The 13,442-nt window shown below is 44.8% G+C and carries 18 protein-coding genes; 6 read left to right on the top strand and 12 right to left on the bottom strand.

Translation table 11 applies throughout. The features are described from left to right. Window positions 1-64: 64 nt before the first annotated feature. Complete coding sequence (locus GTQ38_RS01855; protein ID WP_161433522.1) at window positions 65-1,153, top strand: DUF2652 domain-containing protein; 1,089 nt, start codon at window positions 65-67, stop codon at window positions 1,151-1,153. Between the two features lie 4 nt (window positions 1,154-1,157). Here GTQ38_RS01855 and GTQ38_RS01850 read toward each other — a convergent pair whose 3' ends face one another. The 3 genes from GTQ38_RS01850 to GTQ38_RS01840 form a co-directional block, all read right to left on the bottom strand. After that, window positions 1,158-1,481, bottom strand: coding sequence for an ArsR/SmtB family transcription factor (locus tag GTQ38_RS01850; protein WP_161433521.1), 324 nt, complete (start codon window positions 1,479-1,481; stop codon window positions 1,158-1,160). Continuing rightward, window positions 1,471-1,899: an SRPBCC family protein gene (locus GTQ38_RS01845; RefSeq protein ID WP_161433520.1), complete on the bottom strand. Its 429-nt coding sequence runs from the start codon at window positions 1,897-1,899 to the stop codon at window positions 1,471-1,473. The genes GTQ38_RS01850 and GTQ38_RS01845 overlap by 11 nt, the downstream gene beginning before the upstream one ends. A gap of 132 nt (window positions 1,900-2,031) precedes the next feature. Continuing rightward, window positions 2,032-2,475, bottom strand: a complete 444-nt coding sequence (locus GTQ38_RS01840; RefSeq protein WP_161433519.1) for an Lrp/AsnC family transcriptional regulator — start codon at window positions 2,473-2,475, stop codon at window positions 2,032-2,034. Window positions 2,476-2,605: 130 nt separating this feature from the next. Between GTQ38_RS01840 and GTQ38_RS01835 the strand changes: the two genes are divergently transcribed. Genes GTQ38_RS01835 through GTQ38_RS01820 form a run of 4 tightly spaced genes read left to right on the top strand, consistent with a single transcriptional unit; the run spans window position 2,606 to window position 4,360 of the window. After that, window positions 2,606-3,127: a DinB family protein gene (locus GTQ38_RS01835; protein WP_161433518.1), complete on the top strand. Its 522-nt coding sequence runs from the start codon at window positions 2,606-2,608 to the stop codon at window positions 3,125-3,127. 2 nt (window positions 3,128-3,129) lie between these two features. Beyond that, window positions 3,130-3,420 (top strand): DUF1272 domain-containing protein, encoded by a 291-nt coding sequence (locus GTQ38_RS01830; RefSeq protein ID WP_161433517.1) that lies wholly within the window; start codon window positions 3,130-3,132, stop codon window positions 3,418-3,420. Beyond that, window positions 3,417-3,890 (top strand): hypothetical protein, encoded by a 474-nt coding sequence (locus GTQ38_RS01825; protein WP_161433516.1) that lies wholly within the window; start codon window positions 3,417-3,419, stop codon window positions 3,888-3,890. Before GTQ38_RS01830 ends, GTQ38_RS01825 begins: the two co-directional genes overlap by 4 nt. Beyond that, window positions 3,890-4,360: a GNAT family N-acetyltransferase gene (locus GTQ38_RS01820; RefSeq protein WP_161433515.1), complete on the top strand. Its 471-nt coding sequence runs from the start codon at window positions 3,890-3,892 to the stop codon at window positions 4,358-4,360. Before GTQ38_RS01825 ends, GTQ38_RS01820 begins: the two co-directional genes overlap by 1 nt. 146 nt (window positions 4,361-4,506) lie before the next feature. Here GTQ38_RS01820 and GTQ38_RS01815 read toward each other — a convergent pair whose 3' ends face one another. From GTQ38_RS01815 to GTQ38_RS01800, 4 genes are all read right to left on the bottom strand, one after another. Further along, window positions 4,507-5,238 (bottom strand): tetratricopeptide repeat protein, encoded by a 732-nt coding sequence (locus GTQ38_RS01815; RefSeq protein ID WP_238857746.1) that lies wholly within the window; start codon window positions 5,236-5,238, stop codon window positions 4,507-4,509. 138 nt (window positions 5,239-5,376) lie between these two features. After that, entirely contained in the window at window positions 5,377-5,637 is a 261-nt protein-coding gene (locus tag GTQ38_RS01810; RefSeq protein WP_238857745.1) for a hypothetical protein, read from the bottom strand. A 236-nt stretch (window positions 5,638-5,873) separates the two neighbouring features. Further along, window positions 5,874-6,680, bottom strand: a complete 807-nt coding sequence (locus GTQ38_RS01805) for an SDR family oxidoreductase (protein ID WP_161433513.1) — start codon at window positions 6,678-6,680, stop codon at window positions 5,874-5,876. After that, the gene (locus GTQ38_RS01800) at window positions 6,673-8,958 is read right to left on the bottom strand and encodes a M28 family peptidase (protein ID WP_161433512.1); all 2,286 of its coding nucleotides are present in this window, start codon (window positions 8,956-8,958) and stop codon (window positions 6,673-6,675) included. Before GTQ38_RS01800 ends, GTQ38_RS01805 begins: the two co-directional genes overlap by 8 nt. 120 nt (window positions 8,959-9,078) lie before the next feature. Here GTQ38_RS01800 and GTQ38_RS01795 point away from each other — a divergent pair, with 120 nt between their 5' ends. Then, window positions 9,079-9,549 (top strand): CBS domain-containing protein, encoded by a 471-nt coding sequence (locus tag GTQ38_RS01795; RefSeq protein ID WP_161433511.1) that lies wholly within the window; start codon window positions 9,079-9,081, stop codon window positions 9,547-9,549. A gap of 70 nt (window positions 9,550-9,619) precedes the next feature. Here GTQ38_RS01795 and GTQ38_RS01790 read toward each other — a convergent pair whose 3' ends face one another. The 5 genes from GTQ38_RS01790 to GTQ38_RS01770 all read right to left on the bottom strand — a co-directional run bounded on the left by GTQ38_RS01790 (window position 9,620) and on the right by GTQ38_RS01770 (window position 13,432). Continuing rightward, window positions 9,620-9,970 (bottom strand): hypothetical protein, encoded by a 351-nt coding sequence (locus GTQ38_RS01790; protein ID WP_161433510.1) that lies wholly within the window; start codon window positions 9,968-9,970, stop codon window positions 9,620-9,622. A 3-nt stretch (window positions 9,971-9,973) separates the two neighbouring features. Continuing rightward, entirely contained in the window at window positions 9,974-10,462 is a 489-nt protein-coding gene (locus GTQ38_RS01785) for a DUF6265 family protein (RefSeq protein WP_161433509.1), read from the bottom strand. A 37-nt stretch (window positions 10,463-10,499) separates the two neighbouring features. Next, window positions 10,500-11,072 carry a pentapeptide repeat-containing protein gene (locus GTQ38_RS01780; RefSeq protein WP_161433508.1) on the bottom strand — a complete coding sequence of 191 codons (573 nt, stop codon included), beginning with the start codon at window positions 11,070-11,072 and terminating at the stop codon, window positions 10,500-10,502. 124 nt (window positions 11,073-11,196) lie between these two features. Next, entirely contained in the window at window positions 11,197-12,126 is a 930-nt protein-coding gene (locus tag GTQ38_RS01775) for a DUF6807 family protein (RefSeq protein ID WP_161433507.1), read from the bottom strand. 16 nt (window positions 12,127-12,142) lie between these two features. Then, window positions 12,143-13,432, bottom strand: a complete 1,290-nt coding sequence (locus GTQ38_RS01770) for a serine hydrolase domain-containing protein (protein ID WP_161433506.1) — start codon at window positions 13,430-13,432, stop codon at window positions 12,143-12,145. Window positions 13,433-13,442 lie beyond the last annotated feature (10 nt).

The raw sequence follows: 13,442 nt of genomic DNA, 5'->3' as shown, positions 1-13,442 counted from the left end.
ACTAATGAAAATGCTTACATGGCGCTAAGATCCGAAAGGATGCTGCGTCAGCCGAACCAAATATATGTCGAGGTCTTTACTTTTCATTCCTGATATTTCCGGGTTTACCAAGTTTGTGCAAACCACGGAAATAGCTCACAGTCAGCATGTGATTTCCGAACTGTTGGAGGTGCTGATCGATGCGAATACCCAGCGATTGCGTTTGGCTGAAATAGAGGGAGACGCCTTGTTTTTTTACAAGGAGGATGCGATCCCTTCCCAGGAAAAACTCCTGGCACAGATCGAAACCATGTTCACCGCCTTCTATAGTCACCTGAAACTTTTAGAGACCAATCGCATTTGTCCGTGCAATGCCTGTGCCACAGCCCCGGACCTGGAACTGAAGATCGTGGCCCACAGTAGTGAGCTCAATTTTATTGAGGTAAGGGGGCAAAGGAAGCCCTTTGGCCCTCAGGTGATAGAGGCGCACAGATTACTAAAAAATTCCGTCCAAAGTGACAATTACGCCCTGATCAGTAAGGCGTTGGCTGAAGATGTGGGTCTGACGTTGGACTATTCCAGCAAGATCTTTGGATTTGAGAGCGGTCAGGATAACTATGACAATAGTGTGGTGGAATATCTTTACGCCATTATCGATCAGGACCAGCTGAATTTGCGAAGTTTTGAAGAAGGTACAAGAATGCGGTTTGAACAGGAAGCAGATCTTGTTAAGGAAGCGGACTTCACAGTAAGCGCAGCGGTACTTATGGAGTATATTACAAACTACACCTACCGCCATCATTGGGTACAAGGGGTAGATAAATTTGAATTCAATGAGAATGAAGTGACCCGTATCGGAACAGAGCATATCTGTGTGATCAACGGGAAGCACCTGAATTTCGTGACTGTGACCAAAGAGGCGGAGCCCGGTGAATTGGTGTATGGTGAAATGAGTACAAGCCTTCCTATAGTGGATACTGTTTATCAATTCTATACCATTACCCCGCGGTCTTCCACATCCTGCAGGCTAAAAACCGAAGTGTATTGGGAGGCCAGATCCGTATTTAAAAAGCTTGCTATAGCACTATTCGGGAAAAGGGTCTTTAAAAAGAACCTGGATAGCGCTATTAACGGTTTAGCGACCTTCGTAAACAAGGAAGAAGCTAACAACTGAATATTCAGGCCTTTTGCCCGAGGTAGTCTTCCAGATTCCCGATGGCGTCATCCCAGAATTGTTCATAGAACTTCAGCCAGCGATTGACTTGTTTGAGCGGTTTTGGGTTGGCCATACAAAAGCGTTCCCGCCCCTGACTGTTAATCTCTACCAGTCCGGCCTCTTCAAGCGTTTTAATGTGCTTTGTTACTCCCTGGCGACTGATCTCAAACTGATTTGAAATTTGGGTAATAGGTAAAGCTGTCGCGGCCACTACCAGGGCATGGAAAATCTCGCGCCTGGTAGGGTCTGCAACTGCTTTCAGAATTCTTGTGATATTATCTTGCATGTACTTCCTGCTTTAGATACTCGGAGAGTTCGCTGATACAGTTGTCCCAGCCTTTACTGAAACTACTGAACATGGCCACAGCGGTTTCTCCCTCGTAGTTGGAAATCCCGGAATGCTCCAGCAACAGTTTGGTGCCGTCTGCGGTTTCTTCCAGAGCCCATTTTACCGTGGTCTCTGCCTTGGTATTCTGTACTATCCAGGTGTAGATCAGCGTGTAGGGATCTGCCTGCTTAACCACCCCGGTGATCTCAGTGCAATTCTGCTCTTCGCTGGCGGTGAAAGTGTATTGGTATCCGGCCTTTGCTTTGAAATCGGCCTTGATGAACCAGGTAGATATCTCTTCCTCCCTGGAGATAGCATCCCAGACTTTCTGGATAGGATGTGCAAAAATGTGTTCTTTACTGATTACGTCGTTCATAACTATAGGTTTTAAAAATTAATATGCAACTATATGGTTGCAAATATAATCAATAAATTTAAATATGCAACTTTTTGGTTGCTTTTTGAAATTCTCATCTTGTAAGAGGTGTAATAAGATATAGAATTCAGATCAAAATGCTCCCTGGTATACCTTGCTGTCTATGATGGAAGAGAGGATAAGAGAAGTGGTCAATTCACCGTAAACCGTTAGTCTGCCGTTGAGGTCTTCCAGGTGCCTCGGATTTTTGACATAACCTTTCATCAGCATACAGTCATGTCCTGTAAGTTTGTGGCATTCGCATATTTCCGGAACGGTGGGAATAAATTCTTCGAACTGAGCAACCTTCCCAAACCGGATCTTTATGGAGATATAAACGCCTAAGGGATAACCCAGCTCTTCCATATTGAGGGCGGCAGCATATCCTTTGACTATACCCGCGTCCTCCATTTTTTGAATTCTTTCGGCCACTGAGGGAGAGGAGAGCCCAACTTTATGTGAGATCTCTCTTAAAGATGCCCTGGCATTACGCTGAAGCTCTTCTAATATTAGCCAGTTTGTATGATCAATATTCATAAAATAGGAAATATAATTAAAAACATTCAAATATAATATAAAAACTAAATATAACCTTATTAAGTAATTTATGTTTGTTCATATCCTTTCTATATTTGGTTTTAAACGATTTCACCTTAAAACTCCTGTTATGAATCGATCACAATTGAAAAAAACTGAATACGACCCTTATTACTGGCGTTACATATGTAAGGTTCCGGAAACCGCGGATCTGATCGCCGCTTTTACCCAGGGAGGAATAGATATGGCAAACTTCTTTAAAAAGATCCCGGCGGCGTCTACGGACTTCAGATATGCAGCGGATAAATGGAGCATTAAGGAAGTGCTTCAACATCTAATAGACACAGAACGCATTTTTATGTACCGCTGTTTTAGGATCGCAAGAAAAGACAGTACGCCACTCGCCGGTTTTGACCAGAACATTTATATAGCTCCCTCAGGAGCTTCTTCAAAAAGCTGGGAAGCATTGTTGGAAGAATACGAGATCCAAAGGAGAAGCTCTGTTTCCCTGCTGAACAGCCTTGACGAAGATCAGTTGGCTTTTGTAGGTATGGCCAATGATAATGCCATGTCAGCCAGGGCGGCGGCTTTTACTGTGGCAGGTCATGAGATCTGGCATAAAGAGATCGTGGAAGAACGCTACCTGAAATAGTCATGCTGGAGATCAGATCAGCTTGTGAACACTGCGGTAAAGCCCTTCCCAATTCAAGCAGAGAGGCCATAATCTGCAGCTTTGAATGCACGTATTGCGAGCACTGCGCCATCCAGCTGTTTCAGAACGTATGTCCAGGGTGTGGTGGGAATTTTGAGCGGAGGCCGGTCAGACCCGCAAAGCTTTTGGAAAAGTACCCGGTATCTGAACGCAAATTAGTGGCTCCAAAATCAGGGCCAGAACTGAGAGCATTAATTGATAAATACAAAAACATTAAACCGGAAGATAGATGAAAACAACATTGGAAAAATACGAAACCAGAAGAATTGCTTTCCGGGAAAGCAGGCAGATCTCTGGCTGGGGAGTAAAGTTGTACACCATAACGAAGCGCGACTCGTTTCAATCGGAGCTAACCTATTCAAGTTTTTTAGCAGCCTTGCCGGAACTACTTAAGCAAGCGGGGAATTCAGATCTGCCCACTCACAAACAGGCCTTTGTAATTGTTCATGAAGCCAGAGAAGGGGTGCTTATACTGCTGAACTGGTGGACAGGCGGAGAAATGGTGGAAACTGAGATCTACTTCTCGGATTACGACAACCCTGCTACTATTTTGCCTTCGCCCTTTGCGGACAAAGCGCTGGTCTGTATCTGGGAAATTGAGGTTTTCGCCCATGAGCGAAAAGCCTGGATAACCCATGTGCTTTCAAGGCCTGAAAACCCGGATTTCCAATCTTATCTTGAAGATGCAAAGATTTTGCAGTAGTGAAGCTTAGCTTAGCAATCCGTAAGGCAAGGAAGGAAGATATTCCGCAGATACTCCAATTGTGTGAAGCACATGCGGCCTATGAAAAAGCGGAATACTATGGCCATGGAAAGGCAGATCGTTTAAGCCGCGATCTTTTTGGAAAATCACCCAAACTGTCTTGTCTGGTCGTAGTTTCAGAAGGGCGATTGCTGGGATATGCCACCTATATGGTACAGTATTCAACCTGGGATGCCGCACCCTATCTCTATCTTGATTGTCTTTATTTAAAAGAGATTATACGGGGAATGGGTGTTGGCAGTAAGATTTTTAAAGAACTACGTAAAGTAGCTGTTAAGGAAGGCTGTTTTCAGCTGCAGTGGCAAACACCGGAATTCAATACCGGGGCCATTGGCTTTTACAGGGCACAGGGAGCCGTATCAAAGAGGAAATATCGATTCTTCCTGGAAAGCAGTGATAATACCAATTGAATATGATGTTATGAAATACAGGCGAAGAGATCAAAGGAAATCAAAAAAAGCGGAAGGCAAATATGGCTTTCCGCTTTTCCTGCTGGTGCTTTTAACCCTGTTTTTTATATTGTATCAATGCCGGTTTGCCTAAGTAGCCTCCTGCATTAATTCTGGTTTTCACTATCTTCCGGACTATCTTTTCGGGATTCCAGTGCCTGTTTGCTCAGGCTGGCCAGGTTGAAGTTAGGCGCAATCTTAATGGCTTCATCTATGGTGGCAACGGCTCCGGCAATATCGTCTTTATTCATATGGTATTGTACCAGGCCCTTCAGGTGGATGAAAGCGGCTTTCAGTGGAACTTCGTACGGTTGCTGCCTTTCGTAGAAAGCGTATTTCATATCGTCCTGGGAGTTGGTAATGCCATATTCTATGTTTTCAGAAGCTCCCTGGTTATCCCCGGTCTGTATCTTAAGGTCGGCCAGTTCATAGGCCAGATAGGCATTAGGATTCCGGGAATACAGTACCTCAAATTGTTCCAGGGCACGTTTAGGTTGACTTAAGGCTTTTAAGGAAATTGCCTTGACCTGTACTGCCAGATCGGAATCTGATTCATTTTTCTCTATACCAATGGTATTCAGTGCCTGCAAGTGTTGATTGTTGTTGGCATAGATGTAGGCCAGGGTGTCACGTCTTTCTTGTGAAGGTGCCAGCACATTCAGATGGGTAAGCGCACTGATCACCCCGTTAACGTCTCCCTGTAATCGCATCTCCATATAATAAGCCTCGTAGTGCTTTTGAAGATCAGCATTACTTTGAGCGTGCAGATTACTGCTCAAAATCAAAAAAGTCACCAGAATTGCCCCTTTTAAAGGGTTACTTAAAGTTATCCGTTTCATCCTCATTAATTTAAGTGGGCCAAAACTACGGTTTTTTTTTGGGTCGGGAGATATAGAAAATCTTAAAACCCTGGGCTGTAAACAAAAAAAAGATGCCCGAAGGCATCTTTTCGTATAAATTGGTTTCGGTTTGTCTTTTTAAACCGCGGTCAGGGTAACGTCTTTTTGTGCAAAGGACCGCAGAATACCAGCATAGAACGCCAGGCTCTTTTTGTCTGTCTCCAAACACGACTTCAAAAAATCGCATAAGTTTTTAAACAAGAGATTCGCGTGTAATGTAGGTACGTTCGTATTCACCTTTTTGGGATCATACGAAGCATCGTCAATAACAATATCCATAGAAATCCTCTTGCGATGATAATCAATAGATACGTCAGCAGCATTGTAATGCTTTTTCAAAATTAACTCGTGCAGGCTTTGGAAATTTTTCGTCATCTTGCCCTTGGCACAACTTCGGGAGATTAGACTTTCCAATTCCATTAAAATTCTCCCCCCTAAACTTGATTTTTCCATGACATTTTGGGATTAAATATTTATACAAAGATACAGTTTGTCGATAAAAGACTGAAAATCAACGATATAATTTAACCGTTTATCGATGTTTTTGTTGTGAAAGCATAAATAAGCGTGGTGAACTAACTACGGATAGGGGTGAGAAAAGACCCTTTTTTGTTAAGAAAATTCCTACTTTTTACACTTTTTCCAGGAATTTTGCCACTTTTCTCCACATATTTCGGAGGTTCAAGTCCTCTTTTCAGGGCTTCTGAAGTATAATAATCGCGCTTCGCAGGGTGGTCTGGATATACCCCATTGAACAAGTCGTTCCAATACCCCTCTTCCAGTATGGTAACGATCATATGAATTGCATCGTCCAGATGGATAAGATTTACGGGGTCCTCTCCGTTTTTCAGATCCATTTTACCGGAAAGCATACTGGCTGGATGCCTGTTCGGACCTATAAGTCCGCCAAAACGTACAACCGTGGTTTTAAAGTGCGCATCCTCCATTAAAATACCTTCGGTTTCTAATAATTGTTTTCCGGAAGCCGTCACCGGACGGGGAACGGAGTCTTCGGTAACCTCCCCATGGAGATCGCCGTAAACCGAGGTACTGCTTACAAAGATTAGCTGGGATACCCCTGAAGTTCGCAAGGCTTTGGCAAGTTGTATTATCTTGGAAACGTAATTGGAACTACTTCCTCCTCTCAGGCCCGGGGGTACATTAATTACTATCGTCTTTAGACCCTCAAAAAATTCAGGATTACCTTCAATACTGTCCTCCTCCAGTTTGATGATATATGGGATTATCCCCGACTCTTTGAGTTGTGCAGTCTTTGCAGGGCTTGTGGTGCTGCCTTTAACGGTGTATCCTTTTTGGACCAGTGTTTTGGCGAGAGGGAATCCTAGCCAACCACAGCCCAGTATTCCTATTGCCTCACTCAAATCTAAGGGTCTTGGTTACCAAAATGGCGTCGTTTAGTACAAAAGGCATAGGGATATTGTCCTTGGGTCTTGCAGGAACTGAAAACTGGGAATTGGACAACAGATCATTGGATGCCTCGTATAAGAGCATTTCCAAAGGTTGTTCTGGCGGTATGCTGAGTTTCAATTCCGTTTGCTCGTTATTGCTGACATAATGTGTGACCAGCTTACCTCCTTTGCGATTTTCAAGGAAGTGGCTGGATAGTGGAACGCCATTGATAGACGCCTCTTTAATAGGTACTGAATTGGTAAAGACTTCCAGGCGGTTTACCGGGCGTTCCGGACTGACGCAAATCACGAGAATACGCTCACCTTCTACAATAGTATCCCTGGTTTTCTCTATCTCAGGTGCTTTTATCTCTTTTAGCGGGGCAGGAGACACATAGGTAAATCCTGTGCTGTACTTACTGCTGATCGTATTTCCGGCCAGTTGCTCCGGCACCTTTTTGTCTGAACCAAGGTATTGGGCCGTCCAGTCGGACAGCACCCGCTCGTAAGTGGCCCATTGGGCTGTTCCTTTATCCGCATCAAGCACATAGAGTAAGCTGCTTGGCTTGGCATTTTCCTCATTGAAACCGGAATTGAAATGCGCACTTGCCATAAAACCTATAAAAAGTAAAAATCCTATCAGGGCCAGGCGGCTCTTTTTCTTATAAAAACCAAATACGGGGAGAATCAGAAAAAAGGTGAGTGAGGTGAAAACAGTTGCTGCCACCATCATTTTTAATCCCAGACCCACCGGAAACTGTTGGATGAATGGGGCGAAGATCCAGAGAGCAGGAAGACAAAGGAAGGTCAATAAATACAGGTTTGGCTCCTTTTGATTGATAACTACCATAAAACAGGCCAGGAAGGCAAAGAGTGGTATCACAAAGAAACTGGCTCCGGGTAAAAATCGCCCTACGGCAAAACAGATCAATAACCAGATAAATATAGGGGCTACCATAAGATTGGCTGTTGTAACCTTTCTATAGCGGTTATAGCACCAAAATCCGGTTGCTATGGAAAAGAATGCGAAGGCGGCGATGTAGCTGTGGCCGTTATAGGTAAATCCGTGTAAAATATCGGAGTACTGGGGATAAAGCCATTTTAAGGCAGCCCAGGAATAGTAACCGACCAAACCGTTAATCAATAAGACCAACAGAAGCGGGATAAAACCCTTTCCGATTTCCATCGCCTGCAATTCTCCTTTCCTAAAGCCGTAAACCAGGAGTATGACGAAAAATATCACAGCCAGGGCAAACATGGGCCAGATCCACTCAAAGGGATAAATGACCAAATTGAATACAGGGACATTGAAATAAATATAGTCGTCCAGGCTTTTGAGGTTATTCAGATCCGCATCGCTGAAGTGATACAGCAACGGCATAAGATAACTTCCCTGATGCGCCAGGGTATTGCGGTTCAATCTCTCGTAGCTGTCCCGGGCGGTATGGTAGTCGAAATGGTCGTCAATAAAAGCAAAGACCAAACCTTCTATATCCCCGTCTTCCCTAAATACGGTCAGGTCCGTATCATTTGGCAGCATTTTGTAAATGCTATAGGCCAGGGAATTACCTACAGGATAACTGGGATTGGCTTCTACGAATCCTTCAATGAGTTTAGCGTTGCCACGGTTGGTCTCTATAAGCATATAACTGGGCCCGCCACTACCTCTGGCTTCAAAGTTCAGTGCAAGTCCCACATCTTTGGCCCAGGGATGCTTATTTACAAAGAGGTCTGCTCCGTTCAGGCCCAGTTCCTCAGCATCTGAGATAAGGATGATGATATCGTTTTTCGGGCTCTTGTTATCTTCTAAAAATGCCCGTATACCTTCCAGAATGGTAGCGACACCACTTCCCGCATCACTGGCCCCAAAAGATGAGTGCGGACTGCTGTCGTAGTGCGTAAGCACTAATAGGGCTTTTCCGTCTGAGGAACCCTTGATCCTGGCCAGAATATTCTCCGCCCTACAGAAATTTGCCCAGTCGCCAGCGGTATATCCTTGTTGCAACTCCGTCTCAAGCCCCATTTTTTGCAGTTCACCTACGATATAATCCCTAACTTCCTTATGGCCCGGAAATCCCACCCCATGTGGTACTCTGGAAATGCTTTCCACATGTTTCAGAGCACGGTCTGTGGAAAACTGGGAACCGGCAAGATCGGAATCCGGATTATAGGACGGCATCAGGTCCCAAAAGCTCCAGCAAATCGCTAAAATGACAAGCAATAAGCTAATAACGGGGGTAAATTTTTTCATGTAAATCAGTTGTGCCATAAATGTATAAAATTCTTAAGGTTTGGCGCATTTTGGCGACTTTATTTAAGGAATTCGCAAAAAAATCGTATATTTAAGATTAACCTAATTAAAGACAACGGTATGGCAATCAAGAGTTTTCAAGGTCGAAGGGCCAAACCAGATACGAAAAAAGAATACGATGCCCCCATCCTCGTTGAGGATTATATGACCACCAGGTTAACCACATTTAGGCCTGAACAGTCCATTCTTGAGGTGATGGAATTATTTGCCAAAAACCGGATATCCGGGGGGCCTGTCCTGGATGATAATGGGTTTTTAGTCGGATTGATCTCTGAGGCAGACTGTATGAAACAAATCTCCGAAAGCCGGTATTTCAATCAGCCCATCCTTGACAAGAGCGTAGAGAAGTACATGACTAAAGACGTGCAAACCATACCTCACAACATCAGTATTTTTGATGCAGCCGGTATTTTTGACAAACACAATCGCCGCAGGCTACCGGTTATGAAAAACGATATCCTGGTCGGGCAGATCAGTCGGAAAGATGTTGTAATAGCCGCACTGAAACTGAGCGGGCATAACTGGAAATAGACCTTCGCAAAATCTAACTTTTATTATAAGCATTAAGACCACAACCCAAAATGGCGGTTGAGGCTTTTATTTACCTTCGTTTTACGATCATGTAGTGGTCATTTTCCAAAGGAAGATATCCCAGATCATAGATAAAGTAGTAGGTTATCCCCTTTCGGGAGGTGTAGAGATTTGTGATGAACCTAAAATCGAACCCATTGTCAAGCAGACGGGTTTTTGTGGTGGTTGCCTTTCCTTTTACTAGTGGGAAACGCCGCAAAATTCGATAGTTCCTTCGCAGTCGGTTGTTGATGTTACGGACCAGGTTATTACAGTCCTTATTCAATTTGTTGTTAAAGGCATTACGACAGTAATCAGAGCAATACTTCTTATCTATTCGGCCACGGAGATCCGCTCCACATTCCAAACACTTTCTTTCCAATCCTTATTGCCTTGTGTAATTAAATGCTACCTCTTTAGAGCCACTGCCGTCATCTATAAGCACATACATATTCATGTGGTTCTCATCTATATATTCAATGGTAAAACCATCAAAATACGCCCTGTTGCCGTCGAGCTTTACGAGTTTGAAATCTACCGTCTCATCTTTTTCTTCCCAGCCCTTCAGGCTGCCGTGAAAGTGTTTGAGTTGCAGTATGAGGCTGGCCTCTTTTTGCTGGATATGTCCTACTTCGTAGAAAGTAACCTTGCCATCAGCAACATGCTTAAAGACGAACATCATGGAATCCCCTAGCGGAGGGCTCCATATCTCTTCTGCAAGCCCGCCAAATGCTTCTCCCTGCCAATGGCCGGCTATCCAGGTCACTTCTTTAAGGCTGGCAGGCGGCATTTCCATTCCTTCTTTGAACTCCATGGTATTCTGACCCATGCCGGTAAAGGTGGTCAACAGACAACAATAAATAAGAAATCTCATAATAGTTTGTTTATGGTTTAACGAATCAGGTGGTGTTCTAGCTGATAAGCAGATCGTATTTGATTAACAGCCCTTCTATTGTATCCCTGGAAAAACGGGCTTTTTTAAGTCGGTTTTGCTCCGGATCGATCTGAAAACCCACCGCCTCCCTAAAATCAGCTTTTTCCAATACGGTCTGATCAAAAACAGCCTGGTGCAATTCAGATCTTTTGAAGGAAGCCCCACTGAGGTCGGCCTCGGTAAAATCCACCTCCAACAGCTTGCAATCCTCAAAGACCGTATTTCTTAAGGGTAACTGATAAAATGACGATAAGTTCAGGCTACATTGGACAAATTTGAAGGAAATCAGGAAGTCACTGCAATCCTCAAATCGCAATCCCATCATCTTACAACCTCGAAAAACCACCTCCTTGAACTGACTGTGTTTAAGGTTAGCATTGCTGAGATTACACTCCTCAAACTCGCACTCCAGAAATATGTTGTTGTCCAGAAAACCATCCGAAAAATCACAGTTTACAAAGACGCAGTTTTCGTATTCCCCAAGTGGAAGCCGGTTTTTTGTATAGTCCTGTCCTTTGAATTCCTTATCCGCAATAAAGGGCTTATCCATGTTCTTTAATAGATTTTTTGATGACCTCAAGGTAAAGGCAACGGCTGCAATTGAAAAACAGTTTTGATAAAAAAATCAGAAATCATCCCATAATTCGCTTTTTGGGATATGGAACTGCCCGGTTCTAGTTCTGGCCAAGCTTGTATATCGCCTCGATCTTTTCGGTTGATAGGTCGCCTTTGTAGATGATCAGCCGGTATTTCAGTGAAGTGGGTGAACTATCTGAAATCCTCACCGTATCCCTACCCGGAAAGGGAATGTTCTGCATACTCTTCTCCTTTCTCAGTATCCACTTTTCTTTACCTTTTTCGTCCGGCTGATAGGACAGCATAACGATTCCAGCAGCACTGCCGTCCTTAGCCAGGCTTCCTGAGATCTTTAGCCAGGGAAGGGCCTCCACAGCCTCTACTTTTGGGGCTACTGGGCTGTCTCCTGAGCTAAAGGAGATATCCTGTGGCAATACAGTACGAAGTGAAAAACCTCCATAGCCTTTTGCATCCTCAGAGCCTCCTATCCTTACATTTTCTTCCAGCGCCAGCAGCCATGTTTCCAGATCGATGATGCGGTAATTGTCCGTTTGGGCAAATACCCGGATACGAGTGTCCTCCATGACAAAAGGTATTACGGCTCCCTTATCGTCTGTCCATAAAGGAGACTTCCACATCGTCCTTAGGCGGATCTCCAGCATGCCTTCATGAAAGATTTTGCTTTTTGGCGGTAACACCTCCCATATAAAATCGCTGCAATCCCAGGAATCTCCCACCCTTTTATCACCTATATAAACCTGGTGCCAGGCCCAAAACAGCCCGCGATGATGCGGATGGTCTTCCGGAAAGTCCTCTGTGAGTATATGCCCGTCCATACCGTAGAGTGGATGTACGTAATGGGCCCTGGGATACTTGCCGTTTTGCGATTTGGTGGCGGACTGATAGAAAAAAACCTTCTTATCACCCTCGGTGACCAGGAAGCCCTGGTCCGTAGTACTTAAATTTAGTTCCTGTCCATGAGACTGGCTTAAGAAAATCAGGAAGCAAATAAGCAATGAAGTACGCATTGTCATAATCGCAACCTTAATCGTCTACCGCGGCGAAAACCATCTGGCGGAACTTCCAGCCGGTATCATCAGTGAAATCACCCCTTACTTGTTTGAACAACACGCCAATGATCTGCTCCTGGGGATCCGCAAAATACTGGGTGTTGAAATAGCCGCCCCAGTCGAATGTGCCAATACTGCCTTCACCCCCCATATCCTGTCCTTTAGCATTGACCACTCCAAAGGCCAGGCCGTAGTGTTTCGGACCATCCTCCCAGATATTACCAATCTGGTTCCCCATGATACTTCGGACCGTGGTACGACTCAAGATCCGTGTACCGTTGTACGCCCCTCCATTCAGGTACATCTGCAAAAAGATGGCGTAATCCTTGACAGTACTCGAAAGTCCGGCCCCACCTGAGAAAAATCTCATCGCGCCTTTCTTCGGGTAATCCGGATCGTAAAATGTCACGGGATAGTTCTCCCATTTCCCCTCGTTCTTATGCTGTACCGGGATCAGTCGGGCGTGTTTATCCTCAGGGAGGTAGAACCAGGTATCGTTCATGCCAAGCGGATCGAAGATCCGGGACCTCAGGAACTTATCAAAAGGCATTCCGGAAACCACTTCAACAAAGTATCCCAGCACATCCAGGCCTTCGCTATAAGTAAAGGTCTCTCCAGGAGTGTGATGCAGGGGCAATACCGCAAGTTTTTTGACGCTTTCTCCAATGCTGATGTCTTCCGTAGTAAAGAGATCCGTAATGCCCGCCTTGTGATAGATCTTTCGGAATCGCTCGTCCCCGTCAATGACTCCGTACCCCAGGCCCGAAGTATGCGTAAGCAGATGGCGGATGGTAATTTCCTTATCCGATGTATTTGCAGTATAGGTGCTATCTGCCTCGTTGAAGGTATCCAGTATTTGGGGCTCCGCAAATTCCGGAATGAATTTGGAAACAGGGTCGTCCAGGCGGAACTTTCCTTCTTCCCAAAGTATCATAACGGCAGTTGCCGTAATCGCTTTGGTTTGGGAAGCGATCCGGAATATGGCGTCCTTGTTCATAGCGCTGGATGTAGCGTTTTCGGACATTCCGTAAGCCCGGTGGAAAACGATTTTGCCATTCCTGGCGATCAGGGCTACGGCCCCGGGAACCTGATCCGCAGCTATTGCCTGTTTCAGCATGCTGTCAATGCGATCTAATCTTTCTACGGACATGCCCTCATCGGAAGGACTACCGTCTGTCAGAACATGTGAAACCTTTTGGGTCGGGGTTTGGGAACTTAGGTTTGCGGCCAGAATAAGGCATAACAGGAGGAGTGTTTTTTTCATATTAGCGGAT

The sequence above is a fragment of the Poritiphilus flavus genome (genome assembly GCF_009901585.1).
Taxonomy (GTDB): Bacteria; Bacteroidota; Bacteroidia; order Flavobacteriales; family Flavobacteriaceae; genus Poritiphilus; species Poritiphilus flavus.
Note: the sequence above shows the minus strand (reverse complement) of the source record. Positions and strands in the feature narration are given on the sequence as shown.

Bases quoted from the DNA above. Each gene is read 5' to 3' on its own strand.
- GTQ38_RS01800 (WP_161433512.1), bottom strand. From the start codon at position 8,958: ATGAAAAAATTTACCCCCGTTATTAGCTTATTGCTTGTCATTTTAGCG.
- GTQ38_RS01840 (WP_161433519.1), bottom strand. From the start codon at position 2,475: ATGAATATTGATCATACAAACTGGCTAATATTAGAAGAGCTTCAGCGT.
- GTQ38_RS01850 (WP_161433521.1), bottom strand. From the start codon at position 1,481: ATGCAAGATAATATCACAAGAATTCTGAAAGCAGTTGCAGACCCTACC.
- GTQ38_RS01830 (WP_161433517.1), top strand. From the start codon at position 3,130: ATGCTGGAGATCAGATCAGCTTGTGAACACTGCGGTAAAGCCCTTCCC.
- GTQ38_RS01855 (WP_161433522.1), top strand. From the start codon at position 65: ATGTCGAGGTCTTTACTTTTCATTCCTGATATTTCCGGGTTTACCAAG.
- GTQ38_RS01780 (WP_161433508.1), bottom strand. From the start codon at position 11,072: ATGGATAAGCCCTTTATTGCGGATAAGGAATTCAAAGGACAGGACTAT.
- GTQ38_RS01785 (WP_161433509.1), bottom strand. From the start codon at position 10,462: ATGAGATTTCTTATTTATTGTTGTCTGTTGACCACCTTTACCGGCATG.
- GTQ38_RS01815 (WP_238857746.1), bottom strand. From the start codon at position 5,238: ATGAAACGGATAACTTTAAGTAACCCTTTAAAAGGGGCAATTCTGGTG.
- GTQ38_RS01775 (WP_161433507.1), bottom strand. From the start codon at position 12,126: ATGCGTACTTCATTGCTTATTTGCTTCCTGATTTTCTTAAGCCAGTCT.
- GTQ38_RS01845 (WP_161433520.1), bottom strand. From the start codon at position 1,899: ATGAACGACGTAATCAGTAAAGAACACATTTTTGCACATCCTATCCAG.
- GTQ38_RS01795 (WP_161433511.1), top strand. From the start codon at position 9,079: ATGGCAATCAAGAGTTTTCAAGGTCGAAGGGCCAAACCAGATACGAAA.
- GTQ38_RS01825 (WP_161433516.1), top strand. From the start codon at position 3,417: ATGAAAACAACATTGGAAAAATACGAAACCAGAAGAATTGCTTTCCGG.
- GTQ38_RS01770 (WP_161433506.1), bottom strand. From the start codon at position 13,432: ATGAAAAAAACACTCCTCCTGTTATGCCTTATTCTGGCCGCAAACCTA.
- GTQ38_RS01835 (WP_161433518.1), top strand. From the start codon at position 2,606: ATGAATCGATCACAATTGAAAAAAACTGAATACGACCCTTATTACTGG.